Raw genomic sequence first — 17,286 nt, 5'->3', positions numbered from 1 at the left:
ATCCTTTCATAAACCTGCCGCATGTCATTCCGATTTCCTCCGCCCGGCTGCGGCCACATCAATTATAAGCTTTAATAGGAGCTATATTCAAAACAATCAAAATCTGCCGCATTGTCAGAGGCCGTACCGTTACTCGTACAATACATTCCTATGCAGCAGCCCACAAATCCGCCTGCCACCTCAGTACTCAAACTCCTCGTATCCACATGTTCTGTAACCAAATGATATTGTTCTCCATCCGTGCTGTAATAGAAGCTCAGCTCCTGGCCTCTTGCAGCCATCTTTAAATACAAACGCTGAGCATCTACCTCTGCCTGTGCAACATTCGTCTCCAGGCCATTGATGCAGGTCACAACTCGTAAGGCTTGTCTGTCATCATGCAACACGCGCTCAAAGCGGATATGATACAGGTCATTTTGAATGACAGCCAAACCTGCCGATTCATGGATGCTCCGCGCCTCAAACTCCATCACTGCTGCAGCCGTATAATCAAAATGCTGTTGCCGCAAACAGACAAAGCTGAGATTGTCCTGATCCTTAAACGTTTGAGGTTTTAGCTTTAGCCGCAAATATCCTTTACGTTCTGTCAATGAATATAAATCCGCCTGCGGATTTCTTAAGAACATCCATTGGAGTGCCAGGTTGTCACTGTCAAAATGGTCGCAGCGTAATTGCGGCTCCACCGGAACCGGCGTCAATCCTATGACCCCCTGCTCCTGCAGAATTCCCCGGCCCTCATTAACTACTGGCCATCCATCCTCCCAGATCACTGAAGCAAGAAACGTCTCCCGCCCCAAATTACTATAGCTGCCTCCATAAGGACGTGAGGCGAGCATCACCATATACCATTGACCGTCTTCAGCCTGAACTAAATCGGCATGCCCCACATTGATAACCGGATAATGTTTGCCCAGATGACGATGTGTAATGATCGGGTTGTTCGGATTCCCGGTATAGCCTTCTGTCAGCTTTTGGCTGCGTGCGACGGTCACCGCGTGATTCGGCCCTGTTCCCCCCTCGGCAATCATTAAATAATAGAAGTCATCTTTCTTGTACAGATGCGGCCCTTCCGGCCAGATCACATCTGTCATGGCACCTCTCCACAGGACATAGCTCTCCCCGGCAAGCTCCATGGTCTCCAAGTTCAGTTCCTGAATCCATACTTCCCAGTTGCCGTCATAACGTACTCCAGTTGAGTTAGGCCTTGTGCCCAAATAATAGGTTCTTCCGTCATCATCAAAGAAAATCGTAGGATCAATTCCTACCGCACCTTGAATAAAATAGGGCTCCGACCATGGCCCGGCAGGATCGGTTGCTGTAACAACGAAATTCCCGCCATAGGTTACATTGGTCGTAATCATATAGAACATGCCCTCATGGTAGCGTAGGGTTGGGGCAAAAATTCCCCCTGAGTGCCTCGCTCCCTGTAAGTTCAATTGTGAAGGGCGGTTAAGCACGTTGCCAATCTGCTTCCAATGGACAAGATCACGGCTATGGAAAATCGGCACCCCAGGAAAATAAGCAAATGTCGATGTCACCAAATAATAGTCTTCCCCCACCCGGCATACTGACGGGTCCGGATAAAAACCCGGCATAATCGGATTATTATAAGTAACGGAATTGTGTTCAATCGCAGTTGTCATTCTTTTACTCCTCCAGTCATAGTCCAGCTTATCGAAACAGCACACAATTCCCGGATTCCCGGAAATATTTGATCAATTTCTCAATGGGACTGCGCCCGCATTTCAGTTGCTCGCCGAGACAGTCTATACACAGGAAGTCTTGGGCGTTACGCGTAACAAGCTTCAGGTAAATCGCCACATCATCCGTCATTAAGGGAACTCCGCATGTTCTGCATGTCCTATTCATGTTCATGTGATCCTTTACACCAATTTCGCCCGCACAATCAGACAATCATGAGCCGGAACTACAGGAGCATATCTTTCTCTGAATACGCCGATTTCTTTATGCTCCCAGCAGTCATACAGCGACAGCGATTTTCCGGAAGCATAGGGGAGTCCGATATCCCAGAACTGCAACGACATTTCCCTTTGACCATCACTTAAATTGAAGAAACCTATCGCTACATCTCCGTCAGTTAACACTTTCACCAGCATAAATACATCATCCGCATGGAACCATTGCGGTTCCGGCTTGATGCGATAAGCACCACGGCCTTCCACATCCTGATTAATGGCAATCAAATCCCCGTTCATCAGAATATCTCTGGTGGCCTGGCTGGTTTTCCGGATGTCACTGCCAATCATCAGCGGAGACCCCATCATGCTCCATAACGAAAAATGGGTCTTGTACTCCACATCACTACAACCGCCGATTTGACTTCCGATAAAGTCGCTGTTGCTGCCTCCATACATGCCGACAACCAGCATATCCATATCATTATGACAATAGGCTCCTGTGTAGCAGGCCTTATCAAGCTGTGACAAAGCTAAACTCTTGATGGAATCCTAGCTATCCTGAATATCCCCTGTGGACCGGTACATATGAGCGCCTGATTCACGAATCCAATGATATACATTGTCCTCACCCCAATTGCATGCCGAGAACAGGATGTCTCTTCCGCAGTTTTTGAGGGCCAGGCTCATTCGTTTGTACAGCAGTTCCCCCGATATATGTCTGGGCTTGAAGCAGTAATCATACTTTAAAAAATCCACGCCCCATTCTGCCAGTAATTCCGCATCCTGAAATTCATGTTCAAAGCTCCCCGGATATCCTGCGCATGTATGTGTTCCTACACAAGAGTACATCCCAAACTTTAATCCCTTGGCATGAATGTAATCTGCAAGCGCCTTCATTCCATTCGGGAATTTGATCGGATCGGCAACCAGCTTGCCATCCTTGTCCCTTTCTTTCAGGCTCCAGCAATCATCGATAACAATGTACTCATATCCCGCATCCTTATACCCCTCTGCAACTAGTGTATCGGCGGCTTCCCGGATAAGCTGCTCATTAATGTCCCATGTAAAGGTGTTCCATGAATTCCATCCCATGGGCGGTGTCAAGCCGAGTTGTTGTTTGTTCATCAAAGTATTCATCCTTTCGTGTAATCCAGCTACACCAGCTACACCGTCCTTTACTGGACAGCATAGCTGTTGTGGATTGCAGGTCCCTATTCCCCAGAAGGGTACGGATTAATCTTCTGAATGGTGCCGTCCGGATTATAGTGCAGCTCCGTATATTTGACGCAGCGCTTATGATTGACACCCTCAGACAGGGAACTGTCATGGTAGAACAGATACCACTTCTCTTCAAACTGAACGATGGAGTGGTGCGTAGTCCAGCCGATAACCGGTGACAGAATCTCACCCTTGAAGGTAAAAGGACCCGCCGGATGCTTGCTGACCGCATAGACCAAGGTATGCTTCGTGCCTGTCGAATAAGACAAATAGTAGTGGCCATTATATTTATGAACCCATGGCCCTTCAAAATATCTCCGGTCCTCATCACCGGCAAGAATCGGATTTCCTTCTTCATCCACAATGGAAATCTCTTGCGGCGCCTCCTGTAAAGACAGCATATCTTCGCTTAACAGTGCCACACGCGGCCCTAATGCAGGCTGGTCAAGGGCAGGCCCTTCCGCACCCGGCCGGAACGTGCCGGTCTGCCATTGTTCAAGCTGGCCTCCCCAGAGGCCGCCAAAGTAAATATACGCCCGGTCGTCTTCATCCACAAAAACAGCAGGGTCGATACTGAAGCTGCCGGGAATATAGTCCGGCTGCGGCGAGAACGGACCTGCCGGAGATGAAGCCGTCGCCACACCCAGGCGGAACACCCCCTCCCGGTCGCGGGCCGGGAAAAATAAATAATAAGTATTGTTCTTATACGCGGCATCAGGCGCCCATAGTTGTTGCGAAGCCCAGGGAATCTCGCTCAGATGCAGCACTTGCCCGTGATCTGTCACAGGGGATTCGAAATTATCTATGGATAGGACATGATAGTCTTCCATTGCATACTGGTCACCGTTGTCATTGTCCGGTCCATTATGATCCAGGTCATGGGAAGGATAAATATAAATTTTGCCTTCAAATACGTGTGCGGACGGGTCCGCTGTGTAGATGTGGGTTACGAGTGGCTCGTTAGGTTTGGGCAACTGATTCATGTATAAATCCCCTCTTCTTGAGTATATTGGCTTGAAAGAACATCTCTTCGTACTGAAATTAAGACAGCAGGAATAATAGAAGCCTATTCAGCAACCGCTTACAATACATATTGTACTGTACTCTTCCAGCCGTCACCCATACCAAAAGTAAAGAATTCTCCCTATAAATCTTATACGTTTATTGCAGGCCTACCGGCAGATTGCAGAAATCAACCTGGTATCGGACAATACAAAAGATCGTATGGCGCATAATTACATGAACGCCATACGATCTTCCCTCGTGCCATATAACCTCATCCCACTGCAGGCGTTCCTGGCCGATTGCGGCTAATTCATTTTAACTAACTGCCATTGCTGATTTAAATCGCCGCGGTACAGGTTCTGCTGCAGCTTCGCACCGTCAGCACTGGAGGCTCCCGTGACCTCAACAGCCTTGTTGCTGTTCATGTTGAGGATGCTCCAATAGCCATTGCTTAGTTTGATCAATCTGAACTGCTGGGCGGTATTGCCTAAATTCTGCATAAGCTGAATGGCTTCCCCGTTATTCTTCGATCCGTTGCGAACATCCATCACCTTGTTGTCGGAAGAGCTGACGCTGCGCAGACGGTAATAATTGTAGGATGTGCCCAGATCCGTGGCAACCCATTTCTGTGCTGGCACATTGCTGTCCGTCCATTGCTGGAGCTGAAGCGCATTGGTATTCTGTCCGCCGGGGACATCAATCACTTTGCCCGATGCCCGGTTGACCATTTTGTATGTCGCCCCGCTAGTCACTCCATTCCAGATCCCGTTCCAGGGATTAAACTGTGCCCGCTCATAGTACCATTCGAATATAAACCGGGCCATTCCGTCCCGGGCGGTATTTCCATCATAGAGCAGCCCGGCTGTCGGGTCCGCGAAGGAGCTTCTTGTTCCAGGCTCCAGCAGGAATCCGTTCATATGGACGGCAATGCTGACATTTCCCGCTGCGGTAAATATGGCTTTTGTATTCTTGCCAAATCCCGCATTCGTTCCGTTGAACAGATCCCAATAGGAAGAATCCCCCGGCTGTTTCTTGAACCAGGTCGTCTCTGTGATATTAATCGGGTATTTATCGGCACAAGGCTTGATACTAGTGTCCCAAATCTCCTGCAGCGGTGTGTAATTGTCATAGGCGCCGTAACCCGGATACCAGTGCACAGCGTAACCATAATTGTTCAGTGGGTCCGTAAGCGGATCGGATGCAGTCAACTGATAATGCTGATCCCATCCAAGGCCCGAGGCCCAAATCACGTTATCCGCTCCTTTGCTCCGAATAGTGGAGATCAGGGAGTTCTGGAAGTTTTTTAGGGAGTTCCAAAAGGCCGGAAAATTAGGCTGGGAGGGATTTCCTCCCCATTCGCCGTTCACATCGCTCAGAACCGGTTCATTAATGAGCTCGAACATCACATTGTCCGCGCTTTTTATGGCAGGCTGGGAAGCAAGATAACCCCAGATTTGATTGAATTTGTCCAGATTGCCCTGAGTGGTCGCCTTGTTGTCCTTAAGCGTGAAGTCGAGACCAAGTGTGACATACAGACCTTTCGTCTTGGCGTAATTGATATAAGGAATGATAACGTCCTGGGTAACCGACTGCAGACCGGCAAAATTATACGTACCCGCCGCCACATCGCCCATGTCCTCGCGGTCGATAAACAGGCGAACCTGATTCATGTACCAGCCGTGGCTGTTGCCGTATTTGGCCGAGGTGCTGGTAAAGGTGTCCGTGATGTCCTTCAAATACGCAAGGGTTGCCGCGTGCCGGTTTCCTCCATTGCGGTCCAAATAATAGTTGCTGTTCTGATACGTCCAGTAAGCACCGCTGGGCTGATGCCAGCCGCTGAGCAAAACCGGCTGTCCGCTGCTGTTCACCAGTTGATTACCGCTCACATGGAGCTTGGACACAGGCATGCCCTCCCATGCTTTTGCGGTGTTGCCGCCAGACAGCATCGGCGACAGAATTAGCGCCAGCATTAGCAGCAGCTTGATTGACCCAATCATTTTCCTCTTTTTCATAGATACCCATCTCCTTAATTTTGTAGAGTAGCACTATATTGTAATTATTGTAAACGTATACAAGTAAATTGTACTCTCTCTGGAAATGGGTTAACAACCTGTGTAACTATAGCTGTTAGACTGTCACATTATAGATTTATATGTTAATCAGAGACTCCCGGTATTCCTGAGGGGTCATGCCCGTTGTCTTCTTGAAAAAACGGGTAAAGGAATGAGGGGCCTCATAGCCTACACACATCGCTACATCGCGTATTTTCAGCGTGTCATTGCCTAACAGTTCCTTCGCTTTAGCAGACCTGCAGTTATCGATATACTCGGATAAGTTAATGCCCTGTTCCTGCTTGAAAAACCGGGACAGATACGTAGGGTTAAAATAATGTAGCTCTGCCAGCCGCACCAGTGACAAGTCCTCGCTCAAATTGCTGTGAATATAATCGCATATCCGTTCAATCACCTCCGAAGACCGTTCCTTTTCACTAGAACTCCTGAGCCGGAAGATACCGGCGGCAAGCTTCTCCAGATAGTTAATGCCTTCTTTCAAGGACAAATGCTCGTCAAGCCGCATCAGCTTTCCATAATCATTGATAAGCCCGTGGATATTCCAACGGTTCATATAGGATAGAAGTACAAGGGCGACCGTATAATACATCTCCGTAGCCGCTTCCACAGAAACGGCCCTATGAATGCCTTCCTTGATTTCAACCAACGTCTCCAGGAATCGTTCCTGCCTCCCGGCATCAAGATGTGCTGCCAGATTCTCCACCCGCTGATTGAGCCGAACACCAGCCTCTTTCGCCCCATCAGGCTCCAGCTGGCCCGTTCGATCAATCAGCACCATGGAGATGCCATCTCCAATTTTCACTTGCTGAAGCCGGTGGAGCCTTTCGTATTGCCGGCTGATTTCCTTCCATTCACAGGCCGAGCCACTGACGGCAAAAGCGATGGTCAACCCCAGCGTCTCCCGGCAGGAATCCTGGATAAGCTCCAGTGTCCCTTCCAGATACCGTGAGAAATGGCCATTGAATGCGGCTTCCGCATTATGGAAGGGTTGAAGCAGCCATAAAATATCCCCATGCCTGTCGACTATCCCGGTATGCCGTGCCATCTCCGCCAGAAATGAATTCCAGATGACTCTGGAAGAGGTTACAATCTCGCTTCGATCCAAATAAGAGGTACCCCCGGGATACGTCAGACGTCCGAGAATCAGCATAACCGGGGATTCCGCATCCAGACTGATTTTGAGCTTGCGGAATTCAGACTCCAGCACTTGTGTATCTGGACATAAGGTATGGCTGTCCTGGAGCAGGTGATGAAGATAGTTGCCCTGCGCAATAACTTCCATCGCATGACGTTGTTCCTGCGACTTCTCCAGAAGCTCATTCAGCTTGTTGCCTTGTTCGATCTCCAGCAGCACCTCCTGAACCGTCTCGATGATCTTGTCGAAGCCTTCTGTCTTCAATAAGTAACGGGCATTAGGAATTTGTAAGGCACTGTAGGCATAATCGAACTCGCTGTAACCGGTCAGAAAAATGATCTTGGAGCGCGGCCAATATTTGCGGATTTGCTCGGACATTTCGAGTCCGCTCATCCCTGGCATTCGGATATCCGTAAGCACAATATCTATTCGTGTGCGTGAAATCCATTCCAGTGCCGATTTCGCTGAATATACTTTATATACATCCAGTTTGTCAGGAAGGAGCCGGTTAAACACTTCGTATAAGCCGTCTGTTATTATTTCTTCATCGTCAACGATCAAAAGTCTGTACAAGCTCTTCGCCTCCTGTCAGCCTGATTCTAATCACGACTCTGAGGCCATTCAGCCCGCTTCTATCCACAAACAAGCCGCTGCCTTCCCCGTAGATCAATTGGATGCGTCGGTGAATATTTATCATACCGGTGATCTCATACGATTCATTTTTTTGATCCAGCCGTTTTCTCAACATTTCGATTCCGTCATCGGTGATCCCGCTGCCGTTGTCCTCTACAATAATTCTGACTTCCGCTTCCTCCTTCTCAAAAGAAACACGAAGCTCTCCCTCATCCGCCTGCTTCTCCAGGCAATGCTCATAGGCATTCTCGATAATGGGCTGAAGAATAAGACGAGGGACCCGGATGTGCTCCAATTCTTTGGGGAGTTCGTCAAATTGAACATGAATGCGCCTGGAGAATCTCATTTTCTGGATCTCCGTATACATTTGTGAATGACGGGTCTCCTCTGCCAGCCGGACATTATCTTCTCCGTTTCGGGTGATAAATCTGAAATATTCGCCCAGCATATTGGAGAACACCTCAATCCGCGAAATATCCCCTTGCTTGGCCAGTGAGTTCAGGATAAAAAAGCTGTTGTATAAAAAATGGGGATTGATTTGTGACTGAAGCTGCTTAAGCTCTGCCCGCTGCATCATGAGCTTCTGTGTGTAATCCTGATCAATAAGCATTCTGAGCCTGCTGAGCATTTGATTAAAACGAAGATACAAATATCCAAATTCATCTTTGCGCGCATGGACAATCTGAATATCCAGCGAACCGCTTTCCATCTTCTTGAAGCTTCTTACCAGCACAAGCAATGGCTTTTGTACGAGCTTGTAAGTAGCATAAGAATAAATAAGAACAGCAAGAAAAGACGCTGCGGCGAACAGCCATGCCCAGAGTACAAATTTGGTTAACGGCCGTTTGACAGCCGTTTCCGGCAAGTAGGTGGCTACGGTCATTCCCAGCTTGTCGGAGGAGAAGCTGTCAACATGGTACCTCGTACCGTCCAGTACCCGGGTTTTCTTAAGGTCCCCTTCATGCATAGCTTGGTAATAGCTCTGAATCATCTCCTGAGCGTTGCTTCCAGTCCCGAGCGCATAACCCGACTGCATCGAAACAAGCAGCGATCCGCTATCAGCGTAGGCGTTGATCTGCCTCAAGGAATCCTTCAGCTTCTCGTTATCGAGTTCAATCTGAACGATAAAGAGTGGAGGCTCCCCCATTTTACCGCTGGACTCTGCAACGCTGAGCTCCAAAAAGTTGTTCCAGTTGATGATCCGGCCTTCTTTTTTCAGATCAACGGACTGGAAGAAATTAAATTTCATGCTGTCCAAATCTTCGATGGCGTTCATAGCGGAAATCGTTTTATGAATCGTACGAATATGCACATATACATCGCTGATGTAAGCACTGCTGTTCTTTAGGGAAGTGATCCGCCCATTAATGTAATTCAGGCTCACTCTTTTTTGGGCATCGTCCATGAACTCCCATGTCACAGCAATCTTGTTCAGCTCGGTGTCCTGGGCAAGATCATATTGCTGGATTTCCATCCATTCAATCTCGCGGTTCAGATCCTCCAAATAATAGGTTAATTGCGACATAGTGGCTCTTGATAAATCCTGGCTTGCATTTTTATAGCTCCAATTGTACAGATAGAGACCCAGCAGCAGAATCGGAAGAATAATAACGAGATAAGTAACAACCATCCGGATAAAAATAGTATGGCGCATGGACTCGGCAGGGAATTTAAGCAAGCCATCCGCCTCCGTTGCCTTCCGGGTTCGGGTTCCTGTTCATTTTCCAGCCCCGCCTTTCTCCGCATACCACTGATTGACCTCAGCCGTTATTTGTTCACCGCCAAGCTTGTTCCACTGTGCGGCGAATTCATCGAACTTACTGATCGGTCTTCCCTGAATGATATCCAGAAAGGCATTGATCTGGAGATTGTTTAAAATATTTTGCTTCTCGATCATCGTTTCCGTAGGGGCTCCGACGAAGCTCTCGTACAGAAGCTGATTATTTTTCTCATACTGGTCAAGGATGGAGAATGCCCCCGAAGCTCCATAAGTCAATTCCCATCCCCAGCCCGTCTCACTTTCCTTACCGCCGGCTTCATAAGCAGCTATTCTCTTCTGAATCGTCTTCGCTTCATCCTTAAGGACGGCTGCATCCCCGGTGAGCCGGAATTCTTTAAGCTGGCGGAAGGCCTCCAGATTCTTCAAGACCGGATAAGGAGTCACGGGCGAGAGCTTCCATACCGCCTGAGGGGTATTATAGTACGTCTCATAATCGCCGGTCACTCCCCAGTTTTTTTCGAGATGCAGGTTGAACAGCTTGACGAGCGCTTCGGGATGCTCATACCCCTTTCGGACAGCCAGAAATTGGTTGGTGCTGAACGGAAGCGGAACCTTGGGAGCTGCTCCAGACTCGGAAACAAGCGGAAAAGCTTTCCACTCCGCCTGCCAATTGTGTTCACGGCTGGTTTGAACCAGAAACGAACTCCATTGCTCTCCGTACAGCATGCCGATTTGTTCATTCTCAATCTGTTTACTGGCCTTCACACCGTCCTTGAAACCAAACTCTCTGTCCAGCTGTCCCGTACGGTACATTTCCTGGAGTACCTGTAAGGCGGTCTTCACCTCCGGCTGGATTCCTCCATAGACAAGCTTTCCGCTCTTGTCCTTGATCCAAATACCGGGATAGGCGTTATATCCGGCCATAAACCCGGTAAGCCCCATCACGGGGTCCCACAAATATTTGGTTAAAGCGAGGCCATACGTGTCCCTCCGACCGTTTCTGTCAGGATCTCTTTCTGTAAACGCTTTCGAAATTGCCAAAACATCGTCCATCGTTTGCGGCGGCTTAAGCCCTAGAAGGTCCAGCCAGTCCGTGCGGATCCATATAAACATAGCCCCTTCAATAGACGAAGTGGTCTCCGGTATCGCCATCAGATTGCCGTTAATAGTTGCGGTGTCGAATGGGCCACTTCCCTCCTGACTCAGTACTTTTTGGGTCAGCGGAGTTGCATAATCGTTGTAGACCTGGGTAAGATTCTGAATCAATCCCGCGTTGCTGAGCACTCTCAGCTGTGAAGCGTTCACCCGGACAATATCCGGGATATCGCCGGAGGCCAGGGAAGCGCCGAGCTTTCGGGAATAGATGGAGCTCCAGGCGGTCCAGTCATACTTAATCCGGATACCCAGCACATCTTCGTAAAGATGCGTCCAGCGGTTATCCTCCAGCGTCTCCCCGGGCAATTCCCTCAGCATTTCTTCAAGCGCATCATTATTTTCACGCACAAAAGAAAGCTGAATGGGCTGCTCGTATTTGCTTAATCCAGGCTCCCGGTACAAAGACGATTTCTCCTCTATTCCGTCTGAGACTGGATATTCGGAAGGAAGGTTGCCGCTTCCCTTGCAAGCGGTCAACAGTTGAACGGCGATACATGCTGCGATAGTCCAATTGATTCGGTTCATGATTATTTTTGGCACCAGTTGCACCCTCACTTTGCAAGAATATATATCTACCGGAATATTATATTATCCAAGCAAATCGAAGGGAAATGTAAGGTGCATTTCTTGATTAGCTTACCTATTCTTTACCACTTTTTCACATGGCCGGTTTGAAGCCTATCTAGAACCCTGTGACCGCCTGGAATGCCGGTTTGGCCTGAAGCTGCTTATCGAACAGCAGCGGAGCTTCAGTGCGCACGACGGGAAACGTGCTCAACCAGGTATGGTCGTCAGAGATCCCCCAGAACATGACCCCGCTTAGAAGCTCCTTGTGGGTTCTCAGCGCGTCGAATAATTCTCCGTACCGCTCCGCCTGCTTCTGCAGGATATCCCCGGGAACATCCGCGCCTACATCGCTGAGGTCATTATAGACATACAGACTCATATCCAGCTCAGTAATCTGATTATCGAGCCCTAATGCGTGGAACTTTTGCATGGATTCTATAATGCTCTGAGTGGAAGGGTACTCCAGATTAATATGGGTCTGGTGCCCGACCCCGTCGATCGGTACGCCCTTCTCCAGCATTCCCTTCACCAGATCGTACAATCTGTCCCGTTTAACCGGATCGTCTGTTCCGTAATCATTGATGTATAACTTGATGTCCGGTCCCCCGGCTTTGCGGGCAGCCCGGAAAGCCGTCTCAATAAAACCGGTACCGGTAATCTTATACCAATTGCTGGCCCGCATTCCTTCCGGGTCTCCCGGCTCAATCACTTCATTCACAACATCCCAGGAGGAAATGTCATGCTTGTAACGTCCGACAACGGTGCTGATATAGGTGTCGAGGCGCTGAAGGAGCAGCTTCTTGTTCGCTTCGCGTTTCTTCGCGTCGGTCTCGTCGGCCATGGCTTGGCCTGCTGCATCCCTGAAGAACCACTCCGGCGTCTGACTGTGCCAGACCAAGGTATGGAAACGCAGCCCCATGCCGTTCGCCTTGGCGAAGGCAACAATCCTGTCGGCCCGCTCCCAGGTGAAGTTGCCTTCCGCAGGCTCAATCGCATCCGGCTTCATTGCATTTTCAGCAACAATCCAATTGACCTGCTGCTTCAGCAGCTCCGCTGTCCGTCCTTCCGTCTGTTCTGGTTCAATTGCGGCTCCCATGCGGAAGTAATCAGCATAGACTGCGGACAGCGACAGAAGATCCGCCTGAACCGGGGGTTCAGACGAATCTTCTGCGGATACGGCTCCAACCGTCTGCTTCGCTTCACCGGAAGGCTGCTCCGATACAGCTTCCGGCGGCGTGTCCGGCTCCGGGGTTGGAGAGAATGCTTGATCTCCCGGCGGCCCCGGCAAAAGAGAAGCCGGGGGGTTGCCTTCCTCCGGGCCGGGCCGGCCGGAAGGCAACAGGAACGCTGCGGCAAGTACAAGAATTAAGGCGAACATGGCCAGAAACCCGCGCCTACGGTTACTTTTCATCGCTTTTGTCCTCCTTTTAACCGACAATGCCGGTGCGCTCAATACTTTCAACGAAGTAGCGCTGCACGAACAGGTAAATAATAATCAGCGGCAGAATCGCAAGCAGTATCCCTGTATCCTGGACCATGCTCAAGTAGAATGGATCGGCCTTGGAATTGGCGCCGTCCTCCAGCATACTCGCCAGATTATAAGGCAGTGAGCCAAGCTCAGTAGCCATCACCTTGCTTGAAGTCAGATAAGTTGTCGTGAAAAAGCTGTCGTTCCACTGCCATACAAACGAAAAGAGCAGTACCGTGACAATGGAAGGTATGGCATTGGGCAGCATTATTCTGTAGAAGGTTTTGCCCACGCCTGCTCCGTCGATATAAGCCGCTTCCTCGACCTCCTTCGGGATTCCCCTGAAAAATTGTCTGAAGATAAAGATGTACAGCCCCGCCTTCAACGAGTTGGCAGTGCCTGATGTTAAGATAAACGGCCAGTATGTGTTAAGCAGATTGACAGTTTTGCCGGTCAGAAGCGGAACCAGACCAAGCAGGCTGAAATCTTTCAAATTCAGGTAGACCGGTATCAGAATCGTGATAGGCGGTACGAGAATCGTAAGAATAACCCCAGCGAACAGAAGCGAACTTCCCTTGAACTTGAGCCGGGCGAACCCGTACCCCGCGAGTGCGCAGGAAATGGCCGTCAGCAGCGTAGTCAGCGTCGAAAGGGTAAACGTATTGAGCAACGCTTGCCAGTAATCCATGATATCGATCGCTTTGATAAAGTTGTCGAGCGTATAATGCTCGGGAAGCCAGATGACGATCGGCGAATACAGATCGCCTTTATCTTTGACGGCAGTAGAAATCTTCTGGAGAATCGGATAGAGGATAACGAACGACAAGCCCGCAAGGAGGATCAGCCGCACTAAGGACCAGATCCATTTCTTCCAACGTTCCAGCGACAGCAACCGGGTTGCAAACAATAGGCCCATCCCCCTTTTAATCATAATAGAAGACTTTTCTGGAAATCAGGAAGCTGCTGATGACCAGGATCAGCGTCACGGCAACAAAATACATCCACGCCATCGCGGAGCTAAGACCGAAATTGAACTGGGTAAAGCCGGTTTCCCGGATCAGATCGGTCATTTTGTTATTCGAAAAGGAATCAACAATGGTGTAGATGACATTTACCAGGATGAGCGGGCTGACCATGGGGAAGGTTATTTTCCAAAAAGCCTCATACCCGGTCGCCCCCTCCATCTTGGAGGCTTCATACAGCTGCGGTGAGATGGTCTGGATACCAGCCAGAAAAATCAGGATTTGCACGCCGGACTGGCTCACAATGTCGTAAATGCGACTCACGGCGCTGCTCAAATAATCGACAATCCATTCGCTCAGTCCCGCGTCCAGCATCAGGCTTTCCAACTGAAAGGTACCCATTCCGTGAATGGCTCCGGCCCCAGCATTCTGTTCGTTGACGGCTTGAATCAGGCTGGTGCTCTCCAGGTTCAGAATCACGCCGGAAGCCAGGATAACCGGCAGAAAGAAAATGGATCTGGCCAGTGATCTTCCTATAAACTTCTGATTCAGCAGCACTGCCAGAAACAGACTGAAAATCACAATGAGAGGCACATTGATGACCATGTTCAGAATGGCATCCGCCAGGGAGCGGTTGAATTCGGTATTTACCGTCAAAGCTTCCACATAATTTTGAAAGCCGCTGAAATGAATCTTCAAGCCGTCGGAATTGGCCTGTACCGAACTTAGACTGTAGCGCAGGGATGATAGAAGCGGAATCAGGAAGAAGAAGATAAATCCGAGCAGCCAGGGCAGCACATAGAAAAAGCCTAATAGCGCCTTTTGCTCATTGTAGGTTCTGCGGTTCAGTCTCAGTATGGATTTCAAAATTGCTCACCACCTGTAATATAGCTTTCGGCTTCAATTGTCCGGCCTTCGGCAAGCACTGCAGTACGATTATAGTTGACAACGACATATACGCCGTTTTCGTAAGTGCTTTTATAAACGCCGTCTGCCAGCTTCTCGTGTCCGGTCAGCCGCTGATTCTGAACGTTCTTCAAAACCCCGTTCACTTCCAGATACATCTCGGCGGCCTGGTTAATCCATTGTTCATAGTTGACCGCATACAGGTCATCGAATTCCGTATCCTTCACCTTGTGGTTAGGCTCATAAATCCATTCATAATAGACGCCCGAGCCATATTCCAGACTTTTCAGGATATATTGCTTCGAGTTGGTATACGTAGACAGATTGTAAGGCTTGCCCGTGTAGTTCACATAACCCCGGACGACCATTGGATAGAACGGAATTTCCTCATCCTCCAGCTTGAACCGGCTGCTGGACATCGGTGCATCCGTGATGTCAGACAGGTAAGGAAGCGCATAGGCATTTCCTCCGTCAGCCAGTATGCGCAAGGACTGCTTGGATATCCGGTCCAGGGATTGAATGGATATCTGCTCGGACTCCGCCCGGTCGACTTCATGATTTTTGCGGAAATCACTGTTCAATTCATCAGCCAGGTCCCTCAGCGCGATTCCGCCCGTATGAAACGGTTTCATTCCCTTCAGCGTGGCATCCACATAACCGCCGACCCTTTCTGGTGAAATAATGTAGGAAGGGGTACGGGTACGGTCGCGCCTGTTCAGCGCCATATTATAAGGATATACGGCTGCCGGGATTTCACTGAGCATTCTGGAGGCTTTCTGGTTAATTTTGAAGCCTGATGTCTGGTTAGCCTTCAGGAGTGCAACGTCAGGGAATAGCTGAACCCCTTGTTCCTTGGCGAATGCCACCAGGCGGTTCAGGCCTTTGCTGCCGCCGAGCGCCTTGTCTACAGACAGCTGATCGGGCACCTTATGATCCAGTCCCCGATTGAACCAGCCAGCATATTTAAGCATGATATTTCCAATGCCACGCTGTTTCATCTGCTCCAGGACTGTTTGGGCATCCTCAAATGTGGTCAGCGGCTCCAGCGACCGATAAGGGATACCGAACACATGCTTCGTCTTGGTGATTCCGCCCACCATCTCAAGATAAAAGGGCGTGTTCACCAGAGCTTCCGCCTTTTGCGCTTCGGGCAATCCGCCATGGTCTGTCAGATAATTCTGGTAATAACGTGCCATACCCTGATAGGACGCATCTGTTCCGCTCAAGAACGCATAACGGATTACATAATCCGTCTTGGGCACTTCCTGCTGAAATCTCGGCAATGTGCGGTTCTGGTCCGACGCCGTCAGGGTGATATCACCCTTGGCAATTAGCGTGAAGCTCGGATACACATAGTTATAGCTGTTCACTCTGCCGCTGGTATCAGCGTTAATGGTGGCAAACGGCGCTCCTTGTTCAATAATGCCCAGCAAAGCGCCTTCCTTCCGGATCAGGCCGAACACCGGCAGCTTGATTTCCTGCTGCTGCGCGTAAGCGTCCGTTGTTTCCGTCGCTCCGTCCTTGCCGTAAACGGCCTGCTTGTAGGCTGGATATTTGGTTTTACCGTTGTTGAAATGAATCAGCGCCCCGGAGCCATCCGGCACAAACAGTGAACCTTGTTCATTGTGCCCTCCCGCTCCGAAGAAGCTTAGGACCGAGATATCATTGATCGGATAATCCGCGGGATAGCGGATATCTGCCGTCGGAACCTTCACTACCAGTTGATCCCCGTCGAGCGAATATTCAATCGATAGCTGGAAGATACGGGGCACCGGCTTGGTTTGGCTCAAGTGGTTCTCGGCAATATCCTGCTGCAAATCCTCCTCCGTATACCCCGCTTTTTCAAAGCCCTTCAGTGTCCGCTCCAGTTGAAGCCCCTTCAGCGCTTCATCGTTGCGCGTATACACACCTTTCTCCTCATCGAGAGTGTAGGCGATTTTCATGGTACGCAGCCCGGTTTTATCCATCTTGCTCATAATCTTCTCTTCGAACCGTTCCTTGCTCACCTTCATCGGCAGATCTTCGGCCGTTTTGGCGGTGGTTCCGAACTGATAGAAGACCTTGACGCCCTCTGGCGTCTGTTCCATTTTCATTTGCTTATTGGCAACGCTGTCCGTATACGAATTAACAGAGCTGACCTGTCCCAGATAGTTGTAAAAATCCAGCTTGATCTGCGCGGACAACAGATCTTTATTGTCTCCGCTTGCCAGTGCATCTGCTTCCCGTTCGAGGGGATTGCTGTACCAGACCGTTCCGTCCGACTGGTTCTTGACGGCTATGCCGCCCGTGGCTTCATCCATAAACAGCCGGAGGTGCTCATTCTCCAGAACACCTTTCATGCCGTCCACATGTGTATCGTCAAAGGCGGATTTCAGACTGTCCCCTTTATCAAAGGACACTTCAAGATTCGGTTCACGCCCGCTCGCCTGGCTGTTTGAACCGGACGGTGTACAACCTGCCAGCACACTCATGCTGAAGAGAATTGTGAGCAGCATGATTAACGGCTTCCTCATTCCCGGTCCTCCT

General features: G+C 49.7%; 12 protein-coding genes and 1 pseudogene. All 13 read right to left on the bottom strand.

The window, feature by feature from the left end:
- Nucleotides 1–71: 71 nt before the first annotated feature.
- The gene (locus ACTJKB_RS07970; protein WP_440833063.1) at nucleotides 72–1,643 is read right to left on the bottom strand and encodes a glycoside hydrolase family 43 protein; all 1,572 of its coding nucleotides are present in this window, start codon (nucleotides 1,641–1,643) and stop codon (nucleotides 72–74) included.
- Nucleotides 1,644–1,671: 28 nt separating this feature from the next.
- A complete protein-coding gene (locus ACTJKB_RS07965; RefSeq protein WP_218618688.1) occupies nucleotides 1,672–1,833 on the bottom strand; it encodes a hypothetical protein in 162 nt (53 codons plus the stop codon).
- Between the two features lie 50 nt (nucleotides 1,834–1,883).
- On the bottom strand, nucleotides 1,884–2,117 hold the full coding sequence (locus ACTJKB_RS07960; RefSeq protein ID WP_440833864.1) for a hypothetical protein: 234 nt from the start codon (nucleotides 2,115–2,117) through the stop codon (nucleotides 1,884–1,886).
- A 78-nt stretch (nucleotides 2,118–2,195) separates the two neighbouring features.
- Nucleotides 2,196–3,056: pseudogene (locus tag ACTJKB_RS07955) on the bottom strand (glycoside hydrolase family 27 protein); the annotation flags it as partial.
- 74 nt (nucleotides 3,057–3,130) lie between these two features.
- Nucleotides 3,131–4,120 carry a glycoside hydrolase family 43 protein gene (locus ACTJKB_RS07950; RefSeq protein ID WP_440833062.1) on the bottom strand — a complete coding sequence of 330 codons (990 nt, stop codon included), beginning with the start codon at nucleotides 4,118–4,120 and terminating at the stop codon, nucleotides 3,131–3,133.
- A gap of 327 nt (nucleotides 4,121–4,447) precedes the next feature.
- Nucleotides 4,448–6,154 (bottom strand): RICIN domain-containing protein, encoded by a 1,707-nt coding sequence (locus tag ACTJKB_RS07945; protein ID WP_440833060.1) that lies wholly within the window; start codon nucleotides 6,152–6,154, stop codon nucleotides 4,448–4,450.
- Between the two features lie 136 nt (nucleotides 6,155–6,290).
- A complete protein-coding gene (locus ACTJKB_RS07940) occupies nucleotides 6,291–7,922 on the bottom strand; it encodes a response regulator transcription factor (RefSeq protein ID WP_440833058.1) in 1,632 nt (543 codons plus the stop codon).
- A complete protein-coding gene (locus ACTJKB_RS07935; RefSeq protein WP_440833057.1) occupies nucleotides 7,900–9,660 on the bottom strand; it encodes a sensor histidine kinase in 1,761 nt (586 codons plus the stop codon). The genes ACTJKB_RS07940 and ACTJKB_RS07935 overlap by 23 nt, the downstream gene beginning before the upstream one ends.
- Before the next feature lie 39 nt (nucleotides 9,661–9,699).
- Nucleotides 9,700–11,382, bottom strand: coding sequence for an extracellular solute-binding protein (locus ACTJKB_RS07930; RefSeq protein WP_440833056.1), 1,683 nt, complete (start codon nucleotides 11,380–11,382; stop codon nucleotides 9,700–9,702).
- A 157-nt stretch (nucleotides 11,383–11,539) separates the two neighbouring features.
- A complete protein-coding gene (locus ACTJKB_RS07925) occupies nucleotides 11,540–12,835 on the bottom strand; it encodes an endo-1,4-beta-xylanase (protein ID WP_440833055.1) in 1,296 nt (431 codons plus the stop codon).
- Nucleotides 12,836–12,851: 16 nt separating this feature from the next.
- Nucleotides 12,852–13,808, bottom strand: coding sequence for a carbohydrate ABC transporter permease (locus ACTJKB_RS07920; protein ID WP_440833054.1), 957 nt, complete (start codon nucleotides 13,806–13,808; stop codon nucleotides 12,852–12,854).
- Nucleotides 13,809–13,815: 7 nt separating this feature from the next.
- Nucleotides 13,816–14,721: a carbohydrate ABC transporter permease gene (locus ACTJKB_RS07915; RefSeq protein ID WP_440833053.1), complete on the bottom strand. Its 906-nt coding sequence runs from the start codon at nucleotides 14,719–14,721 to the stop codon at nucleotides 13,816–13,818.
- Nucleotides 14,718–17,273 (bottom strand): DUF5696 domain-containing protein, encoded by a 2,556-nt coding sequence (locus ACTJKB_RS07910; RefSeq protein WP_440833051.1) that lies wholly within the window; start codon nucleotides 17,271–17,273, stop codon nucleotides 14,718–14,720. The genes ACTJKB_RS07915 and ACTJKB_RS07910 overlap by 4 nt, the downstream gene beginning before the upstream one ends.
- Between the last annotated feature and the right edge of the window lie 13 nt (nucleotides 17,274–17,286).

Source organism: Paenibacillus sp. 22594 (genome assembly GCF_052044425.1).
Classification (GTDB): domain Bacteria; phylum Bacillota; class Bacilli; order Paenibacillales; family Paenibacillaceae; genus Paenibacillus_AQ.
Note: the sequence above shows the minus strand (reverse complement) of the source record. Positions and strands in the feature narration are given on the sequence as shown.